This window comes from Bacteroides sp. AM44-19 (genome assembly GCF_003603395.1).
Taxonomy (GTDB): domain Bacteria; phylum Bacteroidota; class Bacteroidia; order Bacteroidales; family Bacteroidaceae; genus Bacteroides; species Bacteroides uniformis.
On the sequence record NZ_QTNB01000009.1, the window covers coordinates 107813 to 131055 of the forward strand.

Below are 23243 nucleotides of genomic sequence, written 5' to 3' on the forward strand. Positions count from 1 at the left end.
ATCCGGTTAAGTTGTTTGTAAGGTATTAACTTGTTTTATATTTTTGCAGGTGAAAATGAAAACATTGACAAGGTTATGAAACAATTGAATTCTCTGAAAGTATGGCTGTCTGTGGTATTGTTGCTTTGTTTCTCTCTTTCCGGACAAGCCCAGTTCCTACGCACTTCCTACTTTATGGAAGGAAGTAACCAGCGTATGCAACTCAATCCGGCCTTGATGCCGGGACGCGGTTATCTGAATATTCCCGTGATAGGTTCGCTGAATGCTACCGTCAACTCCAGTTCCCTGGGGTATAGGGATATTATGGACATTATTGAAAACAGTGATGACAGCGACTATTTCATGAGCAATGACTTTATGAACCGACTGGATGCTACCAATAACTTGAATGTGAATTTGAGTACCGACATTCTGTCTGCCGGGTGGTATAAAGGAAAGAACTTCTGGTCAGTCAATGTGGGGTTACGTAATGATATCGGTGCTGCCATACCGAAAACCATGTTCCAGTTTATGAATAACATGAGCAGCCGGGAGTTTGGTGACAATATTTCTGACTATTTGGGTATTAACGAAACCATTAATGGACAGAAGCTTGAGATAAATTCCTATGCGGAAGTCGGCCTTGGCTTTGCAAGGAATATCACAGACCGACTGGCTGTGGGTGGTAAGGTGAAGATGCTGCTGGGTATCGGTAACTTAAAGCTGAACATCAACCAGATTCATGTGGAAACTCCTTCTGTCGGCTCTTCAGGAGTGACGAGTAAAGCTTCCATTCAAGTGGATGCAACTTTGGAGAACTCGTCAAAGCTGTTAGAACTTCCCGAGAATGAGAATGGTGATTATATCGATGAAATCGATTTTGGCAGTTTTGGTTTTGCCGGATATGGTGGGGCTATTGATTTGGGAGTATCTTACAAGTTACTGGATAAATTGACACTTTCTGCTTCAGTTCTTGATTTGGGCTTTATCAAATGGTCTAAATCGAATACCAGTATAGCGCGAGCCAATACAGAGCAGACTTATGATCTTCTTGACCCGGCCTCGCAGCAGGAGTTCATGGATATTGTGAACAGCGGCGAGATTCTTAACTATGACATGTTGCAGCTCAAGACGGAGGAGGCTTCTGAGAAGAGCCGTACCCGTGGATTGACTTCTACAATGGTTCTTGGCGCTGAATATGCCTTACTGAATGATTGGCTGGTAGTGGGTGCCTTGTATACCGGTCGTTTTGCCAAACCGAAAACTTTGAATGAGCTGACTTTCTCTGCCTGCATCCGTCCGACGAATGCTTTCAATGTAGCTGCCAGCTATTCCGTACTTCAAGGAGCCGGTAAAACCTTCGGTCTGGCACTGAAACTGGGTTCCTTCTTTGCAGGAACAGATTATATGTTCTTTGGTAAGAATACGAAGAATGTCAATGCTTACTTGGGTGTTTCTATTCCTTTGGGAAAACAGAAAACTGCTGAAAATTAATAAATTGGATTTGGATATTATCGCGGATTATCTTTCTATAAAAGAGGATAATCTGCGATTTTGTTTTTACGAAAACGCAAAAAGCTTTATCTTTGCTGGTAAATACCTATAAACAGTACTCATGAGAATTGCAATAACGTTTTTCTTGTCTTTGGTTTTCAGTAGTTTGCTGCAAGCTTCACCCATACCTTTTTCTCCTATAGTGAGGAGCTATTCGGTGTCGGATTATAATGTCGGTATTCAGAATTGGGCCATTGCTCAGGACGAAAGAGGGGTGATGTATTTCGGTAATAACAGTGGGCTGCTGGAATTTGATGGAAGTGCTTGGCGGCTGTATGAATTACCGACAAAAGGAATTGTGCGTGCTATATATATCAGTGAAGATGGAAAAATTTATGTAGGCTCTTACGAAGAATTCGGTTATTTTGTTCATACTCCTTATAATACCCTTGAATATCACTCGCTAAAAGATGAGGTGAAGGACTTTACTTTTCATAACGACGAAATCTGGAACATTGTTTGCGTTCAAGGGGAAATTGTATTTCAATCGTTTGGTTCTCTCTTTTTTTATAATGGAAATTCTGTGGAAGGTATTCGGGTGAAGAGCCTTCCGCTGAACTTATTTCAGGTTGGAAATACTTTTTATTCTCAAAGAATAAATGGTGGACTTTGTGTCTTTTCCGGCAGGAAAATGGAAGAACTTATTCCCAGAAAGGTATTTGGGAATAGCGATGTCTTGGCTGGGCTTCCTTATGATGATGCCGTTTTAATGCTTACTCGTAATCAGGGAGGTTTTCTCCTCTATCGAGATGGGAGGGTAGAAAAATGGAAAACCGAATGTGATGATATATTCAGGAAGCATACCATTAATCGTGCGGTGATAACCAAGGACAGTTGTTACGTTGTTGGCACAATATCCGATGGCATATATGCGTTGGATAAAAAGGGAAAGCTGATTTGGAAGGTCAATACGGATAATAAACTACAGAACAATACTGTTTTGAGATTATATTGTGATGATGACAACAATATATGGACAGCTTTGGATGAAGGTATTGCCTATATACACAACAATTCTTTAATCTATTATTATGAACCTCCATTTCGTAAAATAGGCATGGTATATGATGTTCTGGTAAGGGAAAATGAAGCTTATATTGCTTCTAATCAGGGACTTTATTGGCTTAAGGATGGAAAGACTGAATTAGTTCCGGGTTTGGAAGAACAAGCGTGGTTCGTCGATGAATGGGGAAAACAGATTTTTTGCGGGCATAACAAAGGAACTTTCCTTATATCGGGGTTGAAGTCAAAGTTGGTATCTGATGTAAAGGGAGGGATGTGTATGGAAAAGATTGAATCGAAGGAAGAATCTTTTTTATTGGAAGGAACTTATGCGCTTTTAAATCTATATACGGAAGATACTTCGGGAGCATATGGTTTTATCCGGTCTCTGCGTGGATTCAGTCATATGGTCCGTCACATAGAGGTGGACCATCAAGGGAATATCTGGGCGAAACACTTAAGGAATGGTTTGTATCGTTTTCGGATTGATCCGGATATGAAGCAGGTAAAGGATGTACGGAAGTATGAGGGCCTGGGAGAAGTGAAAGGTGGGAGTTTTACTTTGTTCAAAATCAATGGTCGGGTAGTTTTTTCTAATGGGGAATATTTCTATACTTACGAAGATATGACTGATTCGATTGTTCCCTATGAAACAATGAATGAACAATTGATGGAATTGAAGGGAATCAAGACAGTGAGTCGTGCGAACGGAGATTACTATTGGTTTGTGGGTGATAGGATAGTGTATTTAGTGAAGTGTGCGATAAATACTTTCAATATCGAACTCCGGATTCCATATTCTTTGTTTGACGGTCTGACGGTGGAAGAACGGGGAAGCGTGGCTTATGACGTGAGGAATGGCTGTTCCTATCTTTGCCTGAACAATGCCATTGCCCGTATTGAGACGGACAGTTCCTCGTTATATAAATCTCGGGTCAGACGCTCTTTATGGATTTCGGGAATGCGGGTCATTGATGAATTCAGTGGTAAGCGGAAAACATTGGTCGTGCAGCCGGGAGCCAAGGTGGAGCCTGAGTTTAATACGGTGAATTTTACATTGTGTTATCCGGTTTATAGTAATTATACTTATAAGGTAAGGTATCGGTTGGAAGGATATTCTGACCAATGGATGCCGGGTGGACGCTATTTGCAGAAGAAGTATTCTCGGCTCTCCTATGGAAGTTATGTTTTTCAGGCAGAGATATATGATACCGATAGAGTTTTGGCATCGGTAGAGCTTCCTTTTGAGATTTTGCGTCCGTGGTATTTGTCTTATTGGGCTGTGGGAAGTTATATCTTGGCAGGATTGTGTCTGTTGGCTTTATTGCAATATCTGGTCTACCGTTTCGTGAAGAAAAAGAAAGACCGTGTGATTGAACGGCAGCGCGTAGCCCATCAGGCAGAACTCGAGCGGCAAGAGAAGAAGATTGTTGAGTTGGAAAAGGAACAGCTTGAGGCCGATTTGCGTTTTAAAAGCAAGGAGTTGTCCAGTGTGGTAATGACAAATATCGCCCATCAGGAATTTCTGAGTTCCTTGAAAGAAGAGATACAGCGGCAAAAGTTGTTAGGACAGTATAGCCGTAAGAACTTGGATAAGCTGCTCACTTTAGTTAATAGCAATATAGTGTCCGATGAAGAGAATTGGACTATGTTTCAGGCTAATTTTGACCGTATACACGAGAATTTCTTCCGTAATCTGAAACTTCAATATACAGATTTAACTTCAGGAGATTTGCGCTTTTGCGCATTGCTTCGCTTGAATATGCCGACAAAGGAGATAGCGAAGTTGCTCAACATTTCCACGCGTGGGGTTGATGCTGCAAGATACCGGTTGCGCAAGAAATTCAATCTGCTTCCGGAAGAAAGTCTGACTGATTTTCTTATAAACTTTAAATAGCTGCTTTACAGTGAAATATTAATGGGGGAAGTACTAATATTGTACTTCCTCTTTTGTTTTTTAGTGATGGTTGTACTTTTGTTGTAGTACGGGATGTGGAGATTGTCGCATGCTTTTCTTTTATTTGCAGTAAAATAATATTTCTATCAATTAAAAGCATGAAAAACATGAAGCATTTACTTTTCAAGTTACAATTATTTTTAGTCTTGTTGGTGTTTACTGCCGTTAGTACGTATGCACAGAAATCTCCGGTTGATATGGATCGTTTCATCGACGATTTAATGAAGAAGATGACCCTGGAAGAGAAAATAGGTCAGTTGAATCTGCCGGTTACCGGTGAGATTACGACCGGTCAGGCTAAAAGTAGTAATGTGGCCAAACGTATTCGTGCCGGTGAAGTGGGCGGGCTTTTCAATCTGAAAGGCGTGGAACGTATCCGCGATGTACAGAAGCAGGCGGTTGAAGAAAGTCGTTTGGGTATTCCTCTCTTATTTGGTATGGATGTTATTCATGGATATGAAACGGTGTTTCCCATTCCTTTAGGATTATCGTGTACATGGGATATGAAGGCGGTTGAAGAATCGGCGCGTATTGCAGCCATTGAGTCCAGCGCCGACGGTATTTGCTGGACATTCAGTCCGATGGTGGATATTTGCCGTGATGCCCGTTGGGGGCGTGTGTCCGAGGGCAACGGTGAAGACCCGTTTCTGGGAGCAGCCATTGCGCAAGCCATGGTACGTGGTTATCAGGGAAAGGATATGAGCCGTAATGATGAGATCATGGCTTGTGTAAAGCATTTTGCCTTGTATGGTGCCGGCGAGGCAGGACGTGACTATAATACAGTAGATATGAGTCATCAGCGCATGTTCAATGAATACATGTTGCCCTATCAGGCGGCGGTTGATGCCGGTGTGGGCAGTGCGATGGCTTCTTTCAATGAGGTCGATGGTATTCCAGCTACTGGAAACAAGTGGTTGATGACGGATGTATTGCGTAAGCAGTGGGGGTTTGACGGTTTTGTAGTGACAGATTATACCGGAATTACAGAAATGACCGACCATGGCATGGGCGATACGCAGACTGTTGCCGCGTTGGCGTTGAATGCTGGTGTCGATATGGATATGGTGAGCGATGCATTTGTAGGTACGCTCAAGAAGTCATTGACAGAAGGAAAAGTGACAGAAGAAGCTATTAATGCGGCTTGTCGCCGTATTTTGGAAGCTAAGTACAAGTTAGGCTTGTTCGATAATCCTTATAAATACTGTGATGTGAAGCGTGCCAAGAAGCAAATCTTTACCAAAGAGCATCGTGCCGTTGCGCGTAAGATTGCTTCGGAGAGCTTGGTGTTGCTGAAGAACGAGGGTAATGTGCTTCCGCTGGCCAAGAAGGGCACTATTGCTGTGGTAGGTCCGTTGGCAGACAGCCGCAGTAATATGCCGGGTACTTGGAGTGTGGCTGCCGTATTGAAGAATGCTACTTCTTTGGCTGAAGGTTTGAAGGCGGTAGCAGGCGGTAAAGCCGAAATACTGACTGCGAAAGGCTGTAATTTGATGAGTGATGCCGAATATGAGAAACGTGCCACTATGTTCGGACGTTCTTTACACCGTGACAATCGTTCGGACAAGGAGTTGCTGGACGAGGCTCTTGCCGTGGCTGCCAAATCGGATGTTATTGTGGCTGCGCTCGGTGAGTCTTCGGAAATGAGTGGAGAGAGCAGTTGCCGCACGAATCTTGAAATGACGGACACCCAACGCATACTGTTACAGGAATTATTGAAAACGGGAAAACCTGTGGTACTGGTGCTGTTTACCGGTCGTCCGCTGGTACTGAACTGGGAGCAGGCAAACGTGCCGGCCATTCTGAATGTATGGTTTGCGGGCAGTGAGGCAGGTTTTGCCATCGGCGATGTACTGTTTGGTGATGTGAACCCGAGCGGAAAGCTGACTACGACTTTCCCGAAGAGCGTGGGACAGATTCCTTTGTTCTACAACCACAAGAACACGGGTCGCCCTCTTGCCGACGGTGCATGGTTCCAGAAATTCCGCAGCAACTATATAGACATGGACAATGAACCGCTTTATCCCTTCGGTTTCGGCTTGAGCTATACAACATTCTCTTATAGCGACGTGGCTTTGGACAAGACTAGCATGACGGATAAGGGCGAACTGACTGCTACCGTGACTGTGACCAATACCGGCAAGAGAGACGGTGCCGAAGTGGTCCAGCTTTATATTCGTGACCTTGTGGGAAGTGTAACCCGTCCGGTGAAAGAGTTGAAAGGCTTTGAAAAGATTTTCCTGAAAGCCGGCGAATCTAAAAAAGTATCTTTCAAGATTACTCCCGAATTGCTGAAGTTCTACAACTACAATCTTGATTTTGTATGCGAGCCGGGTGACTTTGAGGTGATGATTGGCAGAAGTAGCCGGGATGTAAAGAAAGCAGCGTTCAAGTTACTCTAACTGATTCCCAAGGCGGCAATATGCAGCATTCGAGCCACTGCGTTGAAATGGCATTGTTGCTGCATATTGTCTGCATTTTCACTGCAAACTATATGCAGTATTCTTGCAGTATTTGCTTGACTTGTGTAAGATAATATGATCTATTGAAAAACATGAAGAAAATATTTTTATTAATATTGTGTCTGTCCACCATGTACCCGGTTGTCAATGCTGGGCGGGTGGTTCAGAGTTTTAATGACGGCTGGTATTATGCCGCATGTGATGACAATCGGTTGCAGGAAGTGCAACGCCATGAAGAAGGTTGGCAGCAGGTACATCTGCCGCATACCTGGAATGCGGATGCCTATTCTACCCGTAACTACCGCAGGGCTTCTTCCTGGTATAAGAAAGAGTTCCGTACGGATGCCGCGCAGATGCGGGATAAACAGCTTTACCTGAAATTTGATGGTGTCAATTCTCTGGCAGATGTGTACCTCAACGGCGAGCTGCTCACTACCCACAAAGGAGGTTACTCTGCCTTTACCGTAGACATTACGGATAAAGTAAGGACCGATGCCCCGAATCTGCTGATGGTGCACGTCAATAATCAGAACGACCGGATACCTCCTTTGTCCGGCGACTTCACCATCTTTGGCGGCATCTACCGCAATGTGTGGCTCATCAGTGCTGCAAAGCAGCACATCAGCCTTACCGACTATGCCTCTACGGGCATTTATGTCGATTTGCCTTCCGTGAGTGAGGATAGGGCAGAAATCAGTGTGCGTGGGACTTTGGTGAACCGTGATGTGCGGCGTGCGGTGTTGAAGTTGGACGTCGAGGTGCTGGATACAGATGGGAAGACCGTAGCCCAATCTTTGCGCAGCGTCCGGATAGATGCCGACGGGGCGTTCGCCTTCGAGGAACGGTTACAGTTGGAAAAGCCACAGTTGTGGTCGCCCGATTCCCCTTATCTGTACAGCGTGAAAGTTTCTTTGAAAGATGTGCGTGGCAAGGTGTTGAAAGATGAGACACGTGTCCCTTTGGGGGTCCGCTGGTTCAGCGTGGATGCGCAGGAAGGCTTCAAGTTGAATGGGGAACCCCTGAAACTTATGGGAGCTTGCCGTCATCAGGACCAGATGCCGATGGGCATAGCGCTTTCGGATGAGATGCACCGCAGGGATATGCAGTTGCTGAAAGACATGGGTGTGAACTTTGTCCGTCTGGCACATTACCCACAGGACGATGCCGTGTTGCGTGCTTGCGACGAACTCGGCATGCTGGTATGGGAGGAGATTCCGGTAGTAGATTTGATAGCTTTGGGTGACGAGTTCCGCGCGAATGCCACAAGCGCCTTGCGCGAAATGATTCGCCAGCATTACAACCATCCGTCCGTCATTATGTGGGGGTATATGAACGAGGCTGTTATCCAGCTGCAGTATCGGGTGAAGAAACAACGGCTCAACGGTTTCTACGAGAATACCTTGGCGCTTGCCCGGCATCTGGAGGAAACTCTGAAGAGGGAAGACCCCTACCGTCTGAGTACGATGGCCTACCACGGCAATCAGATTTACAATAAAATCGGTCTCAGCAATATCACCGACATTTCCGGTTGGAACCTTTATCAGGGCTGGTATGAGAACGACTTCAAGTCTTTCGACCGCTTTGTGGACGAAGAGCATCGTAAATACCCGCACCGTCCGTTAATAATCAGTGAGTTCGGTGCCGGTTCCGACCCGCGCTTGCAGTCGCTCGATCCGCAGATATTCGATTTCTCCATGCAATGGCAGCAGTTGTACCTCGAATACTATCTGCCCGCTATCATGAAGCGACCGTTCATAGTGGGCGCCACGGAGTGGAACTTCATTGATTTCAGTTCTGCCAGTCGCCAGGAGGCTACGCCGCATATCAATAATAAAGGACTGATGTACAATGACCGCCGTCCTAAAGATGTGTTCTATTATTTCCAGGCATTCCTGCGCAAGGATATTCCGGTGCTGCACATTGCTGTGGATGACTGGAAGCATCGGACTGTGGTTTCGGACGGTGAAGCGGTGGAACATCCGGTGAAAGTGTATTCCAATCTGGATAAGGTGGAGTTGTCTGTCAACGGCACGAAGCTCTCCGTGCAAGGCATCGAGAATTGCCATGCAGTGTGGCAAGTGCCTCTCGTTGCGGGGCGAAACACGCTTGTGGCTTCAGGTATCTGCCATGGGAAGAAGGTGGAGCAGGTTTCGGACATTTTTGTGAAGATGCAGCCTCGCCATATCGCGGCAGTCGGCTCCGGACAGCTGGAACTTGCAGTGAACGTGGGCAGCAACTGTTTCTTTACGGATGACAAGAGTGATCTTTGCTGGCTTCCCGACCAAGCTTATACTCCTGGAAGTTGGGGCTACATAGGTGGAGAGATTTTCCGCCGTTCTCCGGGACGTATCGGAACCACTGCCGAGGTGAAAGACACCCGTAATGTTCCTTTGCTCCAGACCAAACGCAAGGACATCAAGGCCTATCGCTTCGACTTGCCCGACGGCGACTATGAAGTGGAACTTCTTTTTGCTGACCTGAACGCACGTTCCGAGCGGGTGACTTACGATTTGGGAGCTGTCGCTACCCTAGACAATGCCGATTTCCGCGGCAGTGTCTTCAATGTTTCTGTCAACAACCGACCTTGGCTGAATCATTTCTCTCCGGCGATAGAAGTAGGCGGGAACCGTTGCATATCCAAGAAACTGCATGTTGCCGTAACCGGTGGAAACCTTACGGTGAACTTTGAGGCGGTGAAAGGGATGACGTTCTTGAATGGGATAAAGATATTCAGGATTCATTGATGTTCTATTCTTAATAATGTTGTATTAACCGATAAATTGAGTGAAATATGAAACACAAATTACTTACCGGGTCTCTCTCCTTCACAGTAGGGATGGGATTCAGCGCTTTGCCTGCCGTCGCGCAGCAATCTCCGGCTTCCACTGAGGTCAAGCCTAATGTAATCATTATCAACGTTGATGATTTGGGCTATGGCGACATTGGTTGTTACGGTGCCACCAAGGTCAAGACTCCCAATATAGACCGTCTGGCATCGCAAGGCCGTAGCTTTACGGATGCTCATTCATCCTCGGCTGTTTCCACGCCTTCACGTTATGGACTGATGACTGGTCAATATCCTTGCCGTGAGGATATTTGGGGGGCAATCTTCCTGAATCAGACTCTGCAAATTGATACGGCACGCACCACAATTGCGGATGTGATGAAACGTTCCGGCTATTCCACTGCCATCGTGGGGAAGTGGCATCTTGGATTCCGTACGGACGAAAAGATGGACTGGAACAAGGAACTGGCTCCCGGACCACTTGAATTGGGATTCGATTATTACTTCGGTGTGCCTATTCTCAACAGTCATCCACCTTTTGTTTATGTGGAGAACCATCATGTGGTGGGTTATGATCCCAACGACCCGTTTGTAAGAGGCAAGAGGGCAGAAACGGAGGAGTTCGATGAAAAATTCGGTATCAACTCTATTGGTGGAGCCACGGCTGCGCACCGTTTGTACAAAGACAGGGCTGTAGCCACTACTTTGAAAGACCGGGCCGTGCAGTGGATAAAGGAACATAAGGATTCACCTTTCTTCTTGTATTATGCTACCACCAACATCCATCATCCTTTTACACCGGCCGAACGCTTTGTAGGTACCAGTGAGGCAGGACCTTACGGTGATTCAATCCATGAATTGGACTGGGTGGTAGGCGAGATTATGCGTACCCTCGATGAGGAAGGGCTGGCGGGAAATACTCTGCTCATCTTCACCAGTGACAACGGAGGAATGCTGAATCATGGAGGGCAGAGAGCTTGGAAGGCAGGACACCATATCAACGGCAAGCTTCTTGGTTTCAAGTTCGGAGCTTGGGAAGGCGGGCATCGCATTCCTATGATTGCCCGCTGGCCGGGTAGGATTCCTGCGGGCAGCGTATCCAACCAGTTGATGTCCAATGTTGACATGCTTGCCACTTTGGCTGCCCTCACAGGATATGAATTGCAGGAGCAGGACGGGCCGGACAGTTTCAATATGCTTCCTGCCCTTATCGGAAATCCCGGGAAAATGATTCGGGACCATATTATTATCTGTCCTTCCCAAAAGAGCCATCTTTCCATTCGCAAAGGGAAGTGGGTCTATATTCCGGCGCAAAACAGCGGCGGATTTACCGGAAAGAATGTCGGTGACCATGACTTGGGCGGGGCATCCGCTTTCCAGCTCACCCATCGGGTGAACAGCGATATAGAAAATGCCCGGATAAAGCCGGATGCACCCTCTGTGCAGCTTTATAATCTGGAGGAAGACCCATACCAGACCACAAATGTGTATGAACAGCATCCCAAAGTGGCACGCAGGCTGGCGTGGATACTGGAGGAGAAGATAAAGCAATCGGATGCTACAAGAAAATAATGACTAAAATGTTAGTATATGAAGAAAGAATTACTGTTCCTTATTTTATTGTCTTTTACAATTGGAATTCATGCTCAGATATGGAAAGTGCCTGAAGGGCATGAAACGCGATGGACAAGTTTTGAAAATCCTACTGGTGGCAAAGGTGCGGCAGCTCAGGCTAATAAAGGTGCAAAAGGGAGTGCCTTCGGTAGAATTATGGCGGGAGACAGCTGTGTGTTGTTGTCTCAGCAAGGCCCCGGAATCATTAACCGTATCTGGTTGACAGTCAGCAAACGTAATCCGAAAATGCTTCGTGCGTTGCGTATCAAGTTTTATTGGGATAACTCTGTGATTCCGGCTGTGGATGTTCCTTTGGGCGATTTCTTCGGAAATCCGCTGTCACGTACGTCTCGTTTTGAGAACTGCTTCTTTTCCAATCCGGAGAGGCGTTCCTTCAACTGTTGCATTCCGATGCCTTACCGTACCGGTGCTAAAGTGGTATTTGTGAATACCTCGGATGAGAATCTGACACATCTTTTCTATGATATCAACTTTACCAGACTGCCGGAATGGGATTCGGAAATGAGCTATTTTCATGCTGTCTGGCGCGAAGATAAATCCACCGAGTTGGGAGTGGATTATACCGTTCTACCCCAACTGTCGGGTAAAGGGCGTTTTTTGGGAGTTAGCGTGGGTATCTTTGCCAATAAGGCATACCAGACCACTTGGTGGGGAGAAGGTGAAATCAAATTCTACATTGACGGAGACAAGGAGTTTCCTACGTTGAGTGGTACGGGAATTGAAGACTATATCGGTACGGCTTGGGGGCAAGGCGAGTATTTCCACCGTTATCAGGGCTGTCCGATTGCGAATGCGGACAGTTGCTGGTGGAGCATGTATCGTTTCCATGTGCAGGACCCAATTTATTTTCATCGTGATATAAGAGTTACACTGCAACAGATTGGCGGTGCTCCATATCAAAAAGTACTCGAACTGTACAAGGCGAAGATCCCCTTGATTCCGATAACCATTGATAAAGGTGATGAACTGAAGTTTTATCGTTTGCTGAACGAAGATTCCGATCTTCATATCATGGATAAAGACTTTCCGCAAGGTTTTGTCAATTTCTACCGTCAGGATCATGTAACGTCGACTGCATATTTCTATTTGGATAGGGCTGCATTATAAAATGATTATATTTAAATTTATATTCTTGATAATTAGTTTGTTATAAAATGGTGTAGTAGGGATGATGTAACATGATAGCAGCTTGTGGTATTCTTGTGGTAGCTCCGTTTTTGACGTATATCAAGAACTCTTGTATGTTTGCAGAGAAATTTTAAATCGATAAATTATGAACAGAGTTGATATCCGTGCAGGTTAAGAGAACTACCGTATTATGTTAGAATTTTAAAGTTGTTAACCAGTGATTTATATTCTATTAATTTTAAAAAAGTGATACGATGAAAGATAATACACATTCCTTGAAGTGTTTTGTGGCAAAAAAAATATTTTTGATGGCGTGTCTGCTATTAGTGATGACGCCGATGTTTTCTCAGACAAAAATAGTGAACGGTACTGTAACGGATTTATCAGGTGAACCTTTGATTGGAGTTTCTATCCTTGTGCGAGGTACCAATAACGGCGTAATTACTGATTTAGATGGGAAATATACATTAAAGGATGTACCGGAAAACGGGATACTTATTTTCAGTTATATAGGTATGCTGTCACAAGATGTGAAAGTAAACGGAAGGACGGTTATTAATGTAATGCTGAAAGAAGATTCCCAACAGTTGGAAGAAGTGGTTGTGATTGGCTACGGAGCTGCGAAAGCTAAAGATTTGACTGCACCTATCACTGTGGTTAAGGGAGAAGCTTTAATGTCAAGCCCTTCAGCGACCCCAATGGCTGCTCTCCAAGGAAAAGTGCCCGGTGTCAATGTCGTGAACAGTGGTGCTCCGGGTGAAGGTCCCACAGTACAAATCCGTGGTGTCGGTTCATTTTCCAACAGCAAACCGTTGTTTGTGGTTGATGGTATGTTTTATGATAATATTAATTTCTTGAATAATGCGGATATTCAGGATATGACCATTTTGAAGGATGCCTCGGCAGCAGCTATTTATGGCGTACGTGCTGCAAATGGTGTTGTTATAATTACTACCAAAAAGGGAACCCGTAACCAAAAACCTACCGTTACTTACGATGGTTATATAGGGGTTCAGAAAGCTTCTAACGTACTTGAACTTTGCAATGCGCATCAATATGCGACAATGTTGCTTGAAGGAGACTATGATGCCTATCAGTCACACTTTAAGCAGTCAATTGATAAATATGGTGGAAGTTACTCAGACCCTGATTTTCACAACTGGACTTTTGGGGCAGACAATGATTGGTATGACCAGCTTTTACGTACTGCCTTGATAACAAATCACAGCATGAATATAAATGGAGGTTCAGATAAAGCAATTTATTCTGTTGGTGTAAGCTACCTATATCAGGATGGCATTATGGATGTTGAAAATAACTATAAGCGTTTGAACCTCCGCAGTTCTCTAGACTTTGATGTAGCGAACTGGTTGAAAGTTGGTTTTAGTGGAGTGTTCAGTAACTCTACCCAGCAAGTACCCAATAATACAGCATGGCAGAAAGCTTTCAATTGTCCTCCGATTGTGGCTCTTTACGATGAGAATAATGACAAGGGGTTTCCTGATAAGTTTGGTTCTCCGGATGCTATCGGCTATAGTTCGAATTTCCACAATCCTATTGCTGCAGCCAAGTATTTTGATTCCCGGAATGAAAATTATCAGGTATTGAGTAATTTTTATGCCCAGTTTAATTTGATTCCTGACAAATTGAATTTCAAGACAAACTATTCTTATAGTTTTCTGTCTACTCAAGGTCGTGAGTTTACTCCCGCTTATTATGTGAGCAGTTGGCAGCAGTCGGCTGCTACCCAGTTGAAGAAAACCGAAAATAAATATTATAATTACATTTGGGATAATACCTTGACTTACAATGAACAATGGGGTAAACACCGATTTGGTGCTATGCTTGGCTATTCCATGCGTCAGGAGCAATGGCGCTATTTCGAGGGCAAAGCCAGTAATGTGCCTGATGGTGCGGATGAATACTGGTATATCAAGAATGGTGATGCAACGGGTGCCACTGTAACCGATGACGGTTTTTGTTACAGAGGTCTTTCCTATTTTGCCCGTCTGAACTACAATTATAATGATAAGTATCTGTTGATGTTCACTATGCGTGCTGACGGTTCCAGCAAGTATCAGGAAAACTGGGGGTACTTTCCTTCCGTAGGTGCTGCTTGGGTTCTTTCGGAGGAGTCGTTCTTAAAGAATCAAAAATGGGTCGATTTCTTGAAATTACGTGCAAGTTGGGGAAAACTTGGTAACGACCAAGTGAAGGCAAGCGATGGTTTTGCCTCCATTACCACTGGTAATGCGGCATCAGGCGTGTTTGGGAACAGTACATTTGCAGGCTTTCAGAACAGTACGTATTTTAGCTGGTTGAAGTGGGAAGTTGTTGAGGAGTGGAATGCCGGCTTGAACTTTATTACTCTTAGTAACCGTCTGAATATAGATGTCGATTACTATCATCGGATGACTAAAAATGCTGTAATTTCTCCGCTTCTTCCATTCAGTACCACAACACTTGCCGGCAACTATGGCAAGATTCTCAATTCTGGTATTGATGTCAGTGCTCATTGGAGTGACCGGATTGGAAAGGATTTTACTTATAATATAGGAGTAAACATCTCCACTTTGAGGAACCGTGTCAAAGATTTGAGTGGTAACAGCATTATCAAGGGAGGCCAAACCGTAAACATAGTGGGGAAAGAAATGAACTCATTCTATGGCTTCAAGATGGTAGGCGTTTATCAGACGGAAGAAGAATGTGCTGCCGATCCTATTGCAGTAGCCAATGGTTGTGTGCCGGGTGACTTGAAATATGCCGATCTTGATGATAATGGTGTTCTTGATGGAAACGACCGTACTTGTTTAGGTTCATATATTCCTAATTTTACGTATGGCATTAATCTCGGTTTCAATTACAAAAACCTTGATTTTGAATTGACCACTTATGGGCAAACTGGCGCTCAGATGTTCAATCGTAAACGTGCGTTACGTTATGCATCTCAGAACTATAACTTTGATCTTGCCCAGTATGAAAATCGCTGGACTGGTCCGGGTTCGACAAACTCTGACCCGTCGGCAGCTGCTCTGCTGAAGACTTGGAATGTGAGTGATCAGCGTTACAGTTCATATTTTGTTGAGAGTGCAGATTATTTCCGTATTCAGAATATTACGCTTGGTTACACATTCCGTAAAATCAAGATGGGTAATTACATACTGCCTGGATTGCGTTTGAGTGTGACGGCCGACCGTCCATTCACCACCTTCAAGGCCAATACATTTACTCCTGAATTGTCGGATAGTGAGGGCTGGGATACAGAGGTATATCCTTTGACATCGACCTATACTTTCGGCTTGAGAATAGATTTTTAGAAATAACACATTAAAAGATATTAGCTATGATGAAAGCTTTAGTGAAACCATTGATATATATAACGTCTGCTCTGATGATGTTTTCAATCACATCGTGTGATGATTTTCTGGATAAAGAGCCTGAGGGCAAAGTGCCGGAGGAAAAGGTGGATTACACAAATCTTGAAAATATGTACCAGCCCGTTTCCGGTGTATATGCCAAAATCCGTACCAGCGGTATGCACTGGGTCATTTGGGAGCTTACTACGATTCGTGAGCAGGATATATATGGAGTTCAGAATGACATTTTTAAAAATGTAGGTTTCTATAAATATGATGATTCTTTTTGGGGGATTGATGAAATATGGAAACAGTATTATAATATCATCAAAGTCGCCAATTCTGCCATTGAAACCTTGGATTTGTATGCAGAGAACATAAAAAATGACGGCGATATGAAAAACTATAAGGCATATCGGGGTGAAGTCATGTTCATGCGAGCATACGCTTATTTCCGTATGGTTCAGGCTTTTGGTCCGGTTACTATCCTTCGTGATAATAATCAGACAGATTTGCAGCGCTCTACGGTTGATGCCGTTTATAAATATGCATTGAAAGACTTGCAGTATGGCATTGATAACATGCCTCGTATACGCCCTAATCAAAGTTCTCATATTGGTGCTGTAACGGCTTTTTCTGCTGCTGCTTTGGCTGCTAAGATTTATCTGAATATGGGGAATTATGATAAAGTAGAGGAACTCACAGATGATATTATTTCAAACGGTAATTTTTCTCTTTATTCTGATTATTATCAGTTGTTTAAGATTCCCGGGAAGTTATGTGACGAGTCTATCTTCGAGTGCCAGTGTACTGATTTCGGTAATGGTTCCGGTGATTTGGTAGAACCGGGTGAGTGGTTTATTTGTCAAGGACCAGTCAACTCCGGGAACATTTCCGGTTGGGGACACTGTGGTGTTTATGAATCTTTCCGGGATTGGGCTTATGAGCGTGGAGAAACTGTACGTGCCACTACCTCATTTTTGCTGGCGGGTGAAACGACTCCGAGTGGTGACTATATTAATCCGCGGAAAAATCCGGCGAATGCAGATTGTTGGAACGGTAAGGCTTATACTCCAGCGAGCCAGCTTACTCCTGGACGTACGAAGTATGGTACAAATAATAATATCCGTATTTTCCGATATGCTGATGTCCTTCTTATGAATGCAGAGGCTAAAATCAGAAATGGGAAAAACGGTGATGCTCCATTCAATGAAGTAAGAAGGCGTGCTGAAATGCCGGAACTTACAAATGTAACTGTTAATCAAGTGCTTGACGAACGTCGTATGGAGTTATTCTTTGAGTGGGGTGAACGTTATACTGATCTTCTTCGTACCGGTTTAGCAGCAACGGAATTGAAGGAGTTGAATTGGACGGAAGAGAATCAATACTTTCCAGTTCCTTTTAACCAATACACTCAAATCCCGGATTTGTTGCTTGAACCGAAAGATGAATAGTTTTGAGGAACGTTAGTTGATTAGGTTTTACATATATTAAAAAGGATTATGACTATAGAAAACGTGTTTTTCAATAGTGTATTGGTTGCTTTCGCATTGCTTGTCGCTTCGTGCGGCAAGCAACCGGAAGCCGAGGTAGAGGTGATGTCGTTCAACATCCGTTTGGACCATGTGGCGTTTTCTATAAGACAGATCGTTTTGAACTTTTGAAGAACGGAGATTTCGGACTGAGTGAAACTCCCGATTCCATCGGAAAGAAAGGCTGGGATGCGGCCTGCGAGCGTATTGTGACTTGGGCAGTGTTGAAAGACAAGGTGAGTGGCAGGGAAGTAGCTGCCTTCAACACCCACTTCGACCACATGGGTAAGGTGGCACGCAGTGAAAGTGCCAAGTTGATACTTGAGAAGATAAAACAAATGGCGGGAGACCTTCCGGTAATTGTTACCGGAGACTTTAATGGAACGATGGATTCCGAGCCGGTCGTTGTATTGACGGAAGGCAGAATGAAGAACACTTGCGTTATGGCAAAGGTTGCTTACGGACCGATGTGGAGCTTTCATGACTTCGGACGCATTCCGCTGGAGAGGCGCAAGCTGATAGATTTTATATTTGTGAATGGCCCCGTAGAGGCAGAACGTTACCGCACTATCGGTGACAAGCCAGACAACGGTTATTTGTCCGACCATGCTCCCGTACTGGCTACTTTGAAGATCTTATAAATTATAGAAGATAATGAACTATAAACTTTCTTTAGGACTTGCCTTGCTCCCCTTTGTTCCTTCCGTCCAGGATCAGGAGCAAGGCTGGCAAGATCAGGAAGTCCGCAACGACGGGTGTCCTAACATCATTTTTATTATGAGCGACGATCATGCCCGACAAGCGATGAGCATTTACGGTCATCCCATAGGCCGGGTCGCTCCTACTCCAAACATCGACCGTATCGGGCAGGAAGGCGCAGTGTTCCAAAACAACTATTGTTGCAACTCCATTTCAGGACCCAGCCGTGCCGCCATACTTACGGGTAAGCACAGCCACAAGAATGGCTTCATGAAGAACTGGGCGCTGGGATTTGACGGTTCACAGCAAACTCTGCCCAAGATATTGCAGCAGAACGGTTACGAAACTGCTGTCATCGGTAAGTGGCATCTTATTTCTAAGCCTACCGGCTTCGATCATTGGATGATTCTCAATGACCAGGGCGACTATTGCAATCCGCAGTTCATTACTGAGGATGACACCACTCGTCATAAGGGTTACGTCACCGACCTCATCACTCGATATTGTGAGGAATGGATGGACAACGGTCGTGACAAGAACAAGCCGTTCTTCCTGATGATGCACCACAAAGCCATTCACCGCAATTGGGTACCTGCCGAACGGCATTATCGTTTGTATGAACACGCCAAGTTCCCGCTTCCCGATAATTATTACGATGCCTATGAGGGACGTTACGCAGCACAGATGCAGAAGATGAATATATACCGTGACATGTACGAAGGTCACGATTTGAAGATGGTTGCGGGTATCGATAGCGACAGCCTGCTCTTTGACCCTTGGCCGCACGCTTTCATGGGAACAATGACACCGGAAGAACGCCGCCGTTTCCTTGATGCTTACCGCGATCGAAATAATGAGTTCTATTCCAAGCCACGTTCATTTAAGGAAGTGGCTGAATGGAAATACCAACGTTACCTGCAAGACTACATGGCTTGTGTAGCAAGTGTGGACGAGAGTGTGGGCGAGATACTGGACTATCTCAAACGTACGGGGTTGGACAAGAATACGATTGTAGTCTATACCACCGATCAAGGCTTCTACTTGGGCGAACATGGCTGGTTTGACAAGCGTTTCATGTACGAAGAGTCTTTTGGTATGCCGATGGTGATGCGCTGGCCGGGACATATCAAACCGGGTACGCAAGTTACAGGTCTGACCCAGAACATCGACTTTGCTCCTACTTTCCTTGATATGTGCGGCATCTCCATTCCGCAGGACATGCAGGGCGTTTCGTTCAAGGAACTGGTGGAAAAAGGCAAGACACCGCGCGACTGGCGTAAGTCCTTGTACTATCACTATTATGAGTTTCCCGGCTTCCACAGCGTGCGTGCCCATTACGGTGTGAAGATGGAACGCTACAAGCTGATGCACTTCTACGTGGATGACAATTGGGAACTTTATGATCTCAAGACAGACCCTGAAGAGATGCACAATCTTTATGGGAAGAAGGGAATGGAGAAGATTACCACCGAACTGAAGGCTGAACTGGCACGCTTGCAAAAAGAATACGATGTGCCGCAGGAGTTATGCCGCTGAAAAGCTACCGGAAGACATATTGAACATTAATAACCTGATAATAAAGATAAAAGATAATGAGAAGACTGATTACTAATCTGCTGCTGGCATTATTATGCTTGGCGTCTCCCCTTTTGGCGCAGGACATGCGCATGGATACTTATTGTAATCCGCTGAATGTAGACTATACCTATATGATATACAATTCTTCGAAAGATATCTCCTACCGCTCGGGTGCCGACCCTGCCGTAGTAGAGTTTCGTGGAGAATATTATATGTTCGTTACCCGTACGCACGGCTACTGGCATTCTACGGATTTACAAAACTGGAATTTTATCAATCCGGGGGAAAACTGGTATCCACAAGGTTGTAACGCTCCGGCGGCACATAACTACAAGGATTCAGTACTTTATGTCTGTGGCGATCCTTCGGGTGTGATGAGTGTGCTTTATACCGACAACCCCAAGTCGGGTAACTGGAAAGCCACTCCTGCCATCATCACCAACTTGCAAGACCCTGACCTTTTTCTTGATGATGACGGCAGTGCTTACATGTTCTGGGGCTCTTCCAACAAGTGGCCCATTCGCGGCATGAAGCTCAACAAGAACCATCGTTTCATACAAGAAGGCGAGAAGCTGGAACTTTTCAATCTCGACCCAGAGAAACATGGTTGGGAACGTTTTGGAGAAAATCATGCCGATACCGTGCTGGGCGGCTATATCGAAGGACCGTGGTTGACAAAGCACAACGGGAGGTATTACATGCAATATGCCGCTCCGGGCACTCAGTTCAATGTATATGCCGATGGTGTATATGTGGCCGACCATCCGATGGGACCTTATACCTATCAGAAACATAACCCCATTTCCTATAAGCCTGGCGGTTATATCAACGGTGCCGGTCATGGAAGTACGGTGCTCGGACCGGGTGGGCAATACTGGCATTTCGGTTCCATGGCTCTGCCCATTAATATGCACTGGGAACGCCGTCTCTGCATGTTCCCTACTTATTTTGACGAAGACGGCATCATGTATTGCGACACCCGTTTTGGTGATTATCCCCGTTATGCGCCTACTGTGCCTGGAAAGAAGGGTGAGTTCCGCGGCTGGATGCTTCTTTCTTACAACAAGCCTGCCAGAGGTTCTTCGGCTGTAGAAGGTCATACTGCTGCCGGATTGACGGACGAGAATTGCAAGACTTATTGGCTGGCTTCTTCCAACGATGAAACACAGTGGGTGGAGATAGACCTTCAGGCACCTGCCACTGTAAACGCTATTCAGGTGAATTACAACGATTATAAGAGTGACATGTATGGCCGTTATCCCGGCCTACGCCACCGTTATACCATCGAAGGTTCTGTGGACGGCATCAACTGGACGCGCCTCGTCAACCGCAGCAATAGTTTCAAGGATACTCCGCACGATTACGTGGAATTGGAAACCCCTGCTCGGGTACGTTATGTACGTTACAAAAACATTCATGTTCCTACACCGCACCTTTCCATTTCTGCCATCCGTATTTTCGGTCTGGGCGAAGGTAAGGCGCCTGCTCAAGTGAAGACATTTGACCCTCACCGTCACGAAGATCGTCGTGACATCACGCTGACTTGGAAACCGGTGAAAGGTGCACAAGGATACAACATCCTTTGGGGTATTGCGCCGGACAAGCTTTACAGTTCTTGGATGGTGTATGGTGACGAGTGTAGGCATCTGATGAAATGTCTCTCTACCGACCAGGAATATTATTTTGCTATCGAAGCTTTCAATGAAAGCGGTGTATCTCAAATTTCTGCCGTTAAAGAAGTGAGATAATGTGTTGTAAAATGAGGGTGTGCCATCAACCGTTTTGACACACCCTCATTTGTCGTTTTATGTGTATTTTGTTTATTGTCAGCTTAATAAAACTATGGATAAAAAGTCGTATTGCATCGCTTGGTTGATGTTGTTGTTCGTCGGTTCATTACATGCACAATATCGTACTACTACCTACTGTAACCCTCTTAATCTGGACTATACTTATCCTTTTCACAATTCCCATTTGGGCAAGTCCTATCGTTCGGGTGCCGACCCTGCTGTAGTGGAGTTTCGGGGGGAGTATTATATGTTCGTTACCCGTTCCTGGGGTTACTGGCATTCCAAGGACTTGCTGAATTGGGACTTTATTACTCCCGAAAAATGGTATTTCGAAGGTTGCAATGCTCCTGCTGCCCATAATTATAAAGATTCCGTACTCTATGTTTGTGGGAATCCATCCGGAGCCATGAGCATACTTTATACCGATAATCCCAAACGGGGGGACTGGAAGGCAGTGCCATCGGTACTCCACGACCTTCAGGATCCTGCCCTTTTCATTGATGATGATGAACGTGCTTATATGTATTGGGGGTCTTCCAACCGTTGGCCTATCCGTGGTAAGGAACTTGATATGAAGAATAAATTCCTGCCGATAGCGAAAAAGCCGGATTCACTGCTCTTTCTCCGTCCTGACATTCATGGGTGGGAACGTTTTGGCGAAAATCATACCAGTGACATCAAGCCATTCATCGAGGGTGCGTGGATGACGAAACACAATGGGAAATATTATTTGCAATATGCCGCTCCGGGCACTCAGTTCAATGTGTATGGTGACGGTGTTTATGTAGGAAAATCTCCTTTGGGTCCCTTTCAGTACGCGGCTCATAATCCGTTCTGCTACAAGCCGGGAGGATTTGCTACCGGTGCCGGGCATGGAAGTACGGTTTGTGGTCCGGGAGGAATATACTGGCATTTCGGTACAATCCATCTGTCCATTAATTATAAGTTTGAGCGTAGGTTATGTATGTTTCCTACATTTTTTGATGAAGACGGTGTGATGTACTCTGATACTTACTTCGGTGACTATCCTCACTATTCTCCCGACCAGGTTTCGCGACAGACGACAAGCGGTGGTTTCCGGGGCTGGATGTTGCTTTCTTATGGCAAACCCGTGAAGGCTTCTTCGCAATTAGAAAGTTATCCGGTGGAAAATGTGACGGACGAGAACTTGAAAACCTTCTGGGTGGCCGGAAAAAATGACGATAAGCAATGGGTGGAGATAGACCTTGAAGAAGTGAGTGACGTGTATGCCTTGCAACTGAATTTCTTTGACTATGAGGAAACCGGATTTTGGGGACGTATGCCAAACCTCCGGCAACGCTATCTTGTAGAAGCTTCGGTGGATGGTGCCCGTTGGCGGGTATTGGTGGACTATCGCAACAGTTTCCGTGATGCCCCTCATAATTACATAGAACTGGATCAACCGATAGAAGCACGCTATATTCGTTATCGCCACCATTACGTGCCGGGCAAGAATCTGGCAATGGGGGATATTCGCGTGTTCGGTTTGGGACGTGGGAAAAAACCGGCTACGGTAAAAGGTTTTACGGTAGTGCGTGAAGCGGACGAACGTAATGCCCGCATTTCTTGGAAAGCGGTGAAGGGTGCGCAAGGCTATAATGTATTGTGGGGTGTTGCTCTTGATAAATTGTATAGTTCGTGGATGGTATATGGCGATAATTCATTAGACTTACGTGCCCTCACGGTGGGACAAAAATATTATTTTGCCATCGAGGCATTCAATGAAAATGGTATTTCGCAACGTGTCTTTCTTCGAGAGGCGCACTGA

13 protein-coding genes are annotated in these 23243 nt (G+C 45.2%); all 13 read left to right on the plus strand.

Annotated features, from left to right (window positions below; translation table 11 throughout):
• Positions 1-75 precede the first annotated feature (75 nt).
• The 13 genes from DW947_RS14210 to DW947_RS14265 all read left to right on the plus strand — a co-directional run bounded on the left by DW947_RS14210 (position 76) and on the right by DW947_RS14265 (position 23243).
• Positions 76-1473, plus strand: a complete 1398-nt coding sequence (locus tag DW947_RS14210) for a DUF5723 family protein (RefSeq protein WP_182012152.1) — start codon at positions 76-78, stop codon at positions 1471-1473.
• 121 nt (positions 1474-1594) lie between these two features.
• Positions 1595-4432 carry a hypothetical protein gene (locus tag DW947_RS14215; protein ID WP_080545844.1) on the plus strand — a complete coding sequence of 946 codons (2838 nt, stop codon included), beginning with the start codon at positions 1595-1597 and terminating at the stop codon, positions 4430-4432.
• Between the two features lie 167 nt (positions 4433-4599).
• Positions 4600-6891, plus strand: a complete 2292-nt coding sequence (gene bglX / locus DW947_RS14220; protein WP_057258866.1) for a beta-glucosidase BglX — start codon at positions 4600-4602, stop codon at positions 6889-6891.
• 152 nt (positions 6892-7043) lie between these two features.
• Positions 7044-9695, plus strand: coding sequence for a glycoside hydrolase family 2 TIM barrel-domain containing protein (locus DW947_RS14225; RefSeq protein ID WP_117963228.1), 2652 nt, complete (start codon positions 7044-7046; stop codon positions 9693-9695).
• A gap of 47 nt (positions 9696-9742) precedes the next feature.
• Entirely contained in the window at positions 9743-11308 is a 1566-nt protein-coding gene (locus DW947_RS14230; protein ID WP_117963230.1) for a sulfatase family protein, read from the plus strand.
• Between the two features lie 18 nt (positions 11309-11326).
• Entirely contained in the window at positions 11327-12478 is a 1152-nt protein-coding gene (locus DW947_RS14235) for a glycoside hydrolase family 172 protein (RefSeq protein WP_227224332.1), read from the plus strand.
• Positions 12479-12753: 275 nt separating this feature from the next.
• The gene (locus tag DW947_RS14240) at positions 12754-15816 is read left to right on the plus strand and encodes a SusC/RagA family TonB-linked outer membrane protein (RefSeq protein ID WP_117963232.1); all 3063 of its coding nucleotides are present in this window, start codon (positions 12754-12756) and stop codon (positions 15814-15816) included.
• 29 nt (positions 15817-15845) lie between these two features.
• Positions 15846-17309, plus strand: coding sequence for a RagB/SusD family nutrient uptake outer membrane protein (locus tag DW947_RS14245; protein ID WP_117963254.1), 1464 nt, complete (start codon positions 15846-15848; stop codon positions 17307-17309).
• Positions 17310-17357: 48 nt separating this feature from the next.
• On the plus strand, positions 17358-17519 hold the full coding sequence (locus DW947_RS22105) for a hypothetical protein (protein ID WP_227212838.1): 162 nt from the start codon (positions 17358-17360) through the stop codon (positions 17517-17519).
• Positions 17516-18028, plus strand: a complete 513-nt coding sequence (locus DW947_RS14250; protein WP_227224331.1) for an endonuclease/exonuclease/phosphatase family protein — start codon at positions 17516-17518, stop codon at positions 18026-18028. Before DW947_RS22105 ends, DW947_RS14250 begins: the two co-directional genes overlap by 4 nt.
• A gap of 13 nt (positions 18029-18041) precedes the next feature.
• The gene (locus tag DW947_RS14255) at positions 18042-19622 is read left to right on the plus strand and encodes a sulfatase (protein WP_117963234.1); all 1581 of its coding nucleotides are present in this window, start codon (positions 18042-18044) and stop codon (positions 19620-19622) included.
• Between the two features lie 56 nt (positions 19623-19678).
• Positions 19679-21412, plus strand: coding sequence for a family 43 glycosylhydrolase (locus DW947_RS14260; RefSeq protein WP_117963236.1), 1734 nt, complete (start codon positions 19679-19681; stop codon positions 21410-21412).
• A gap of 94 nt (positions 21413-21506) precedes the next feature.
• Positions 21507-23243 (plus strand): family 43 glycosylhydrolase, encoded by a 1737-nt coding sequence (locus tag DW947_RS14265; RefSeq protein WP_098031789.1) that lies wholly within the window; start codon positions 21507-21509, stop codon positions 23241-23243.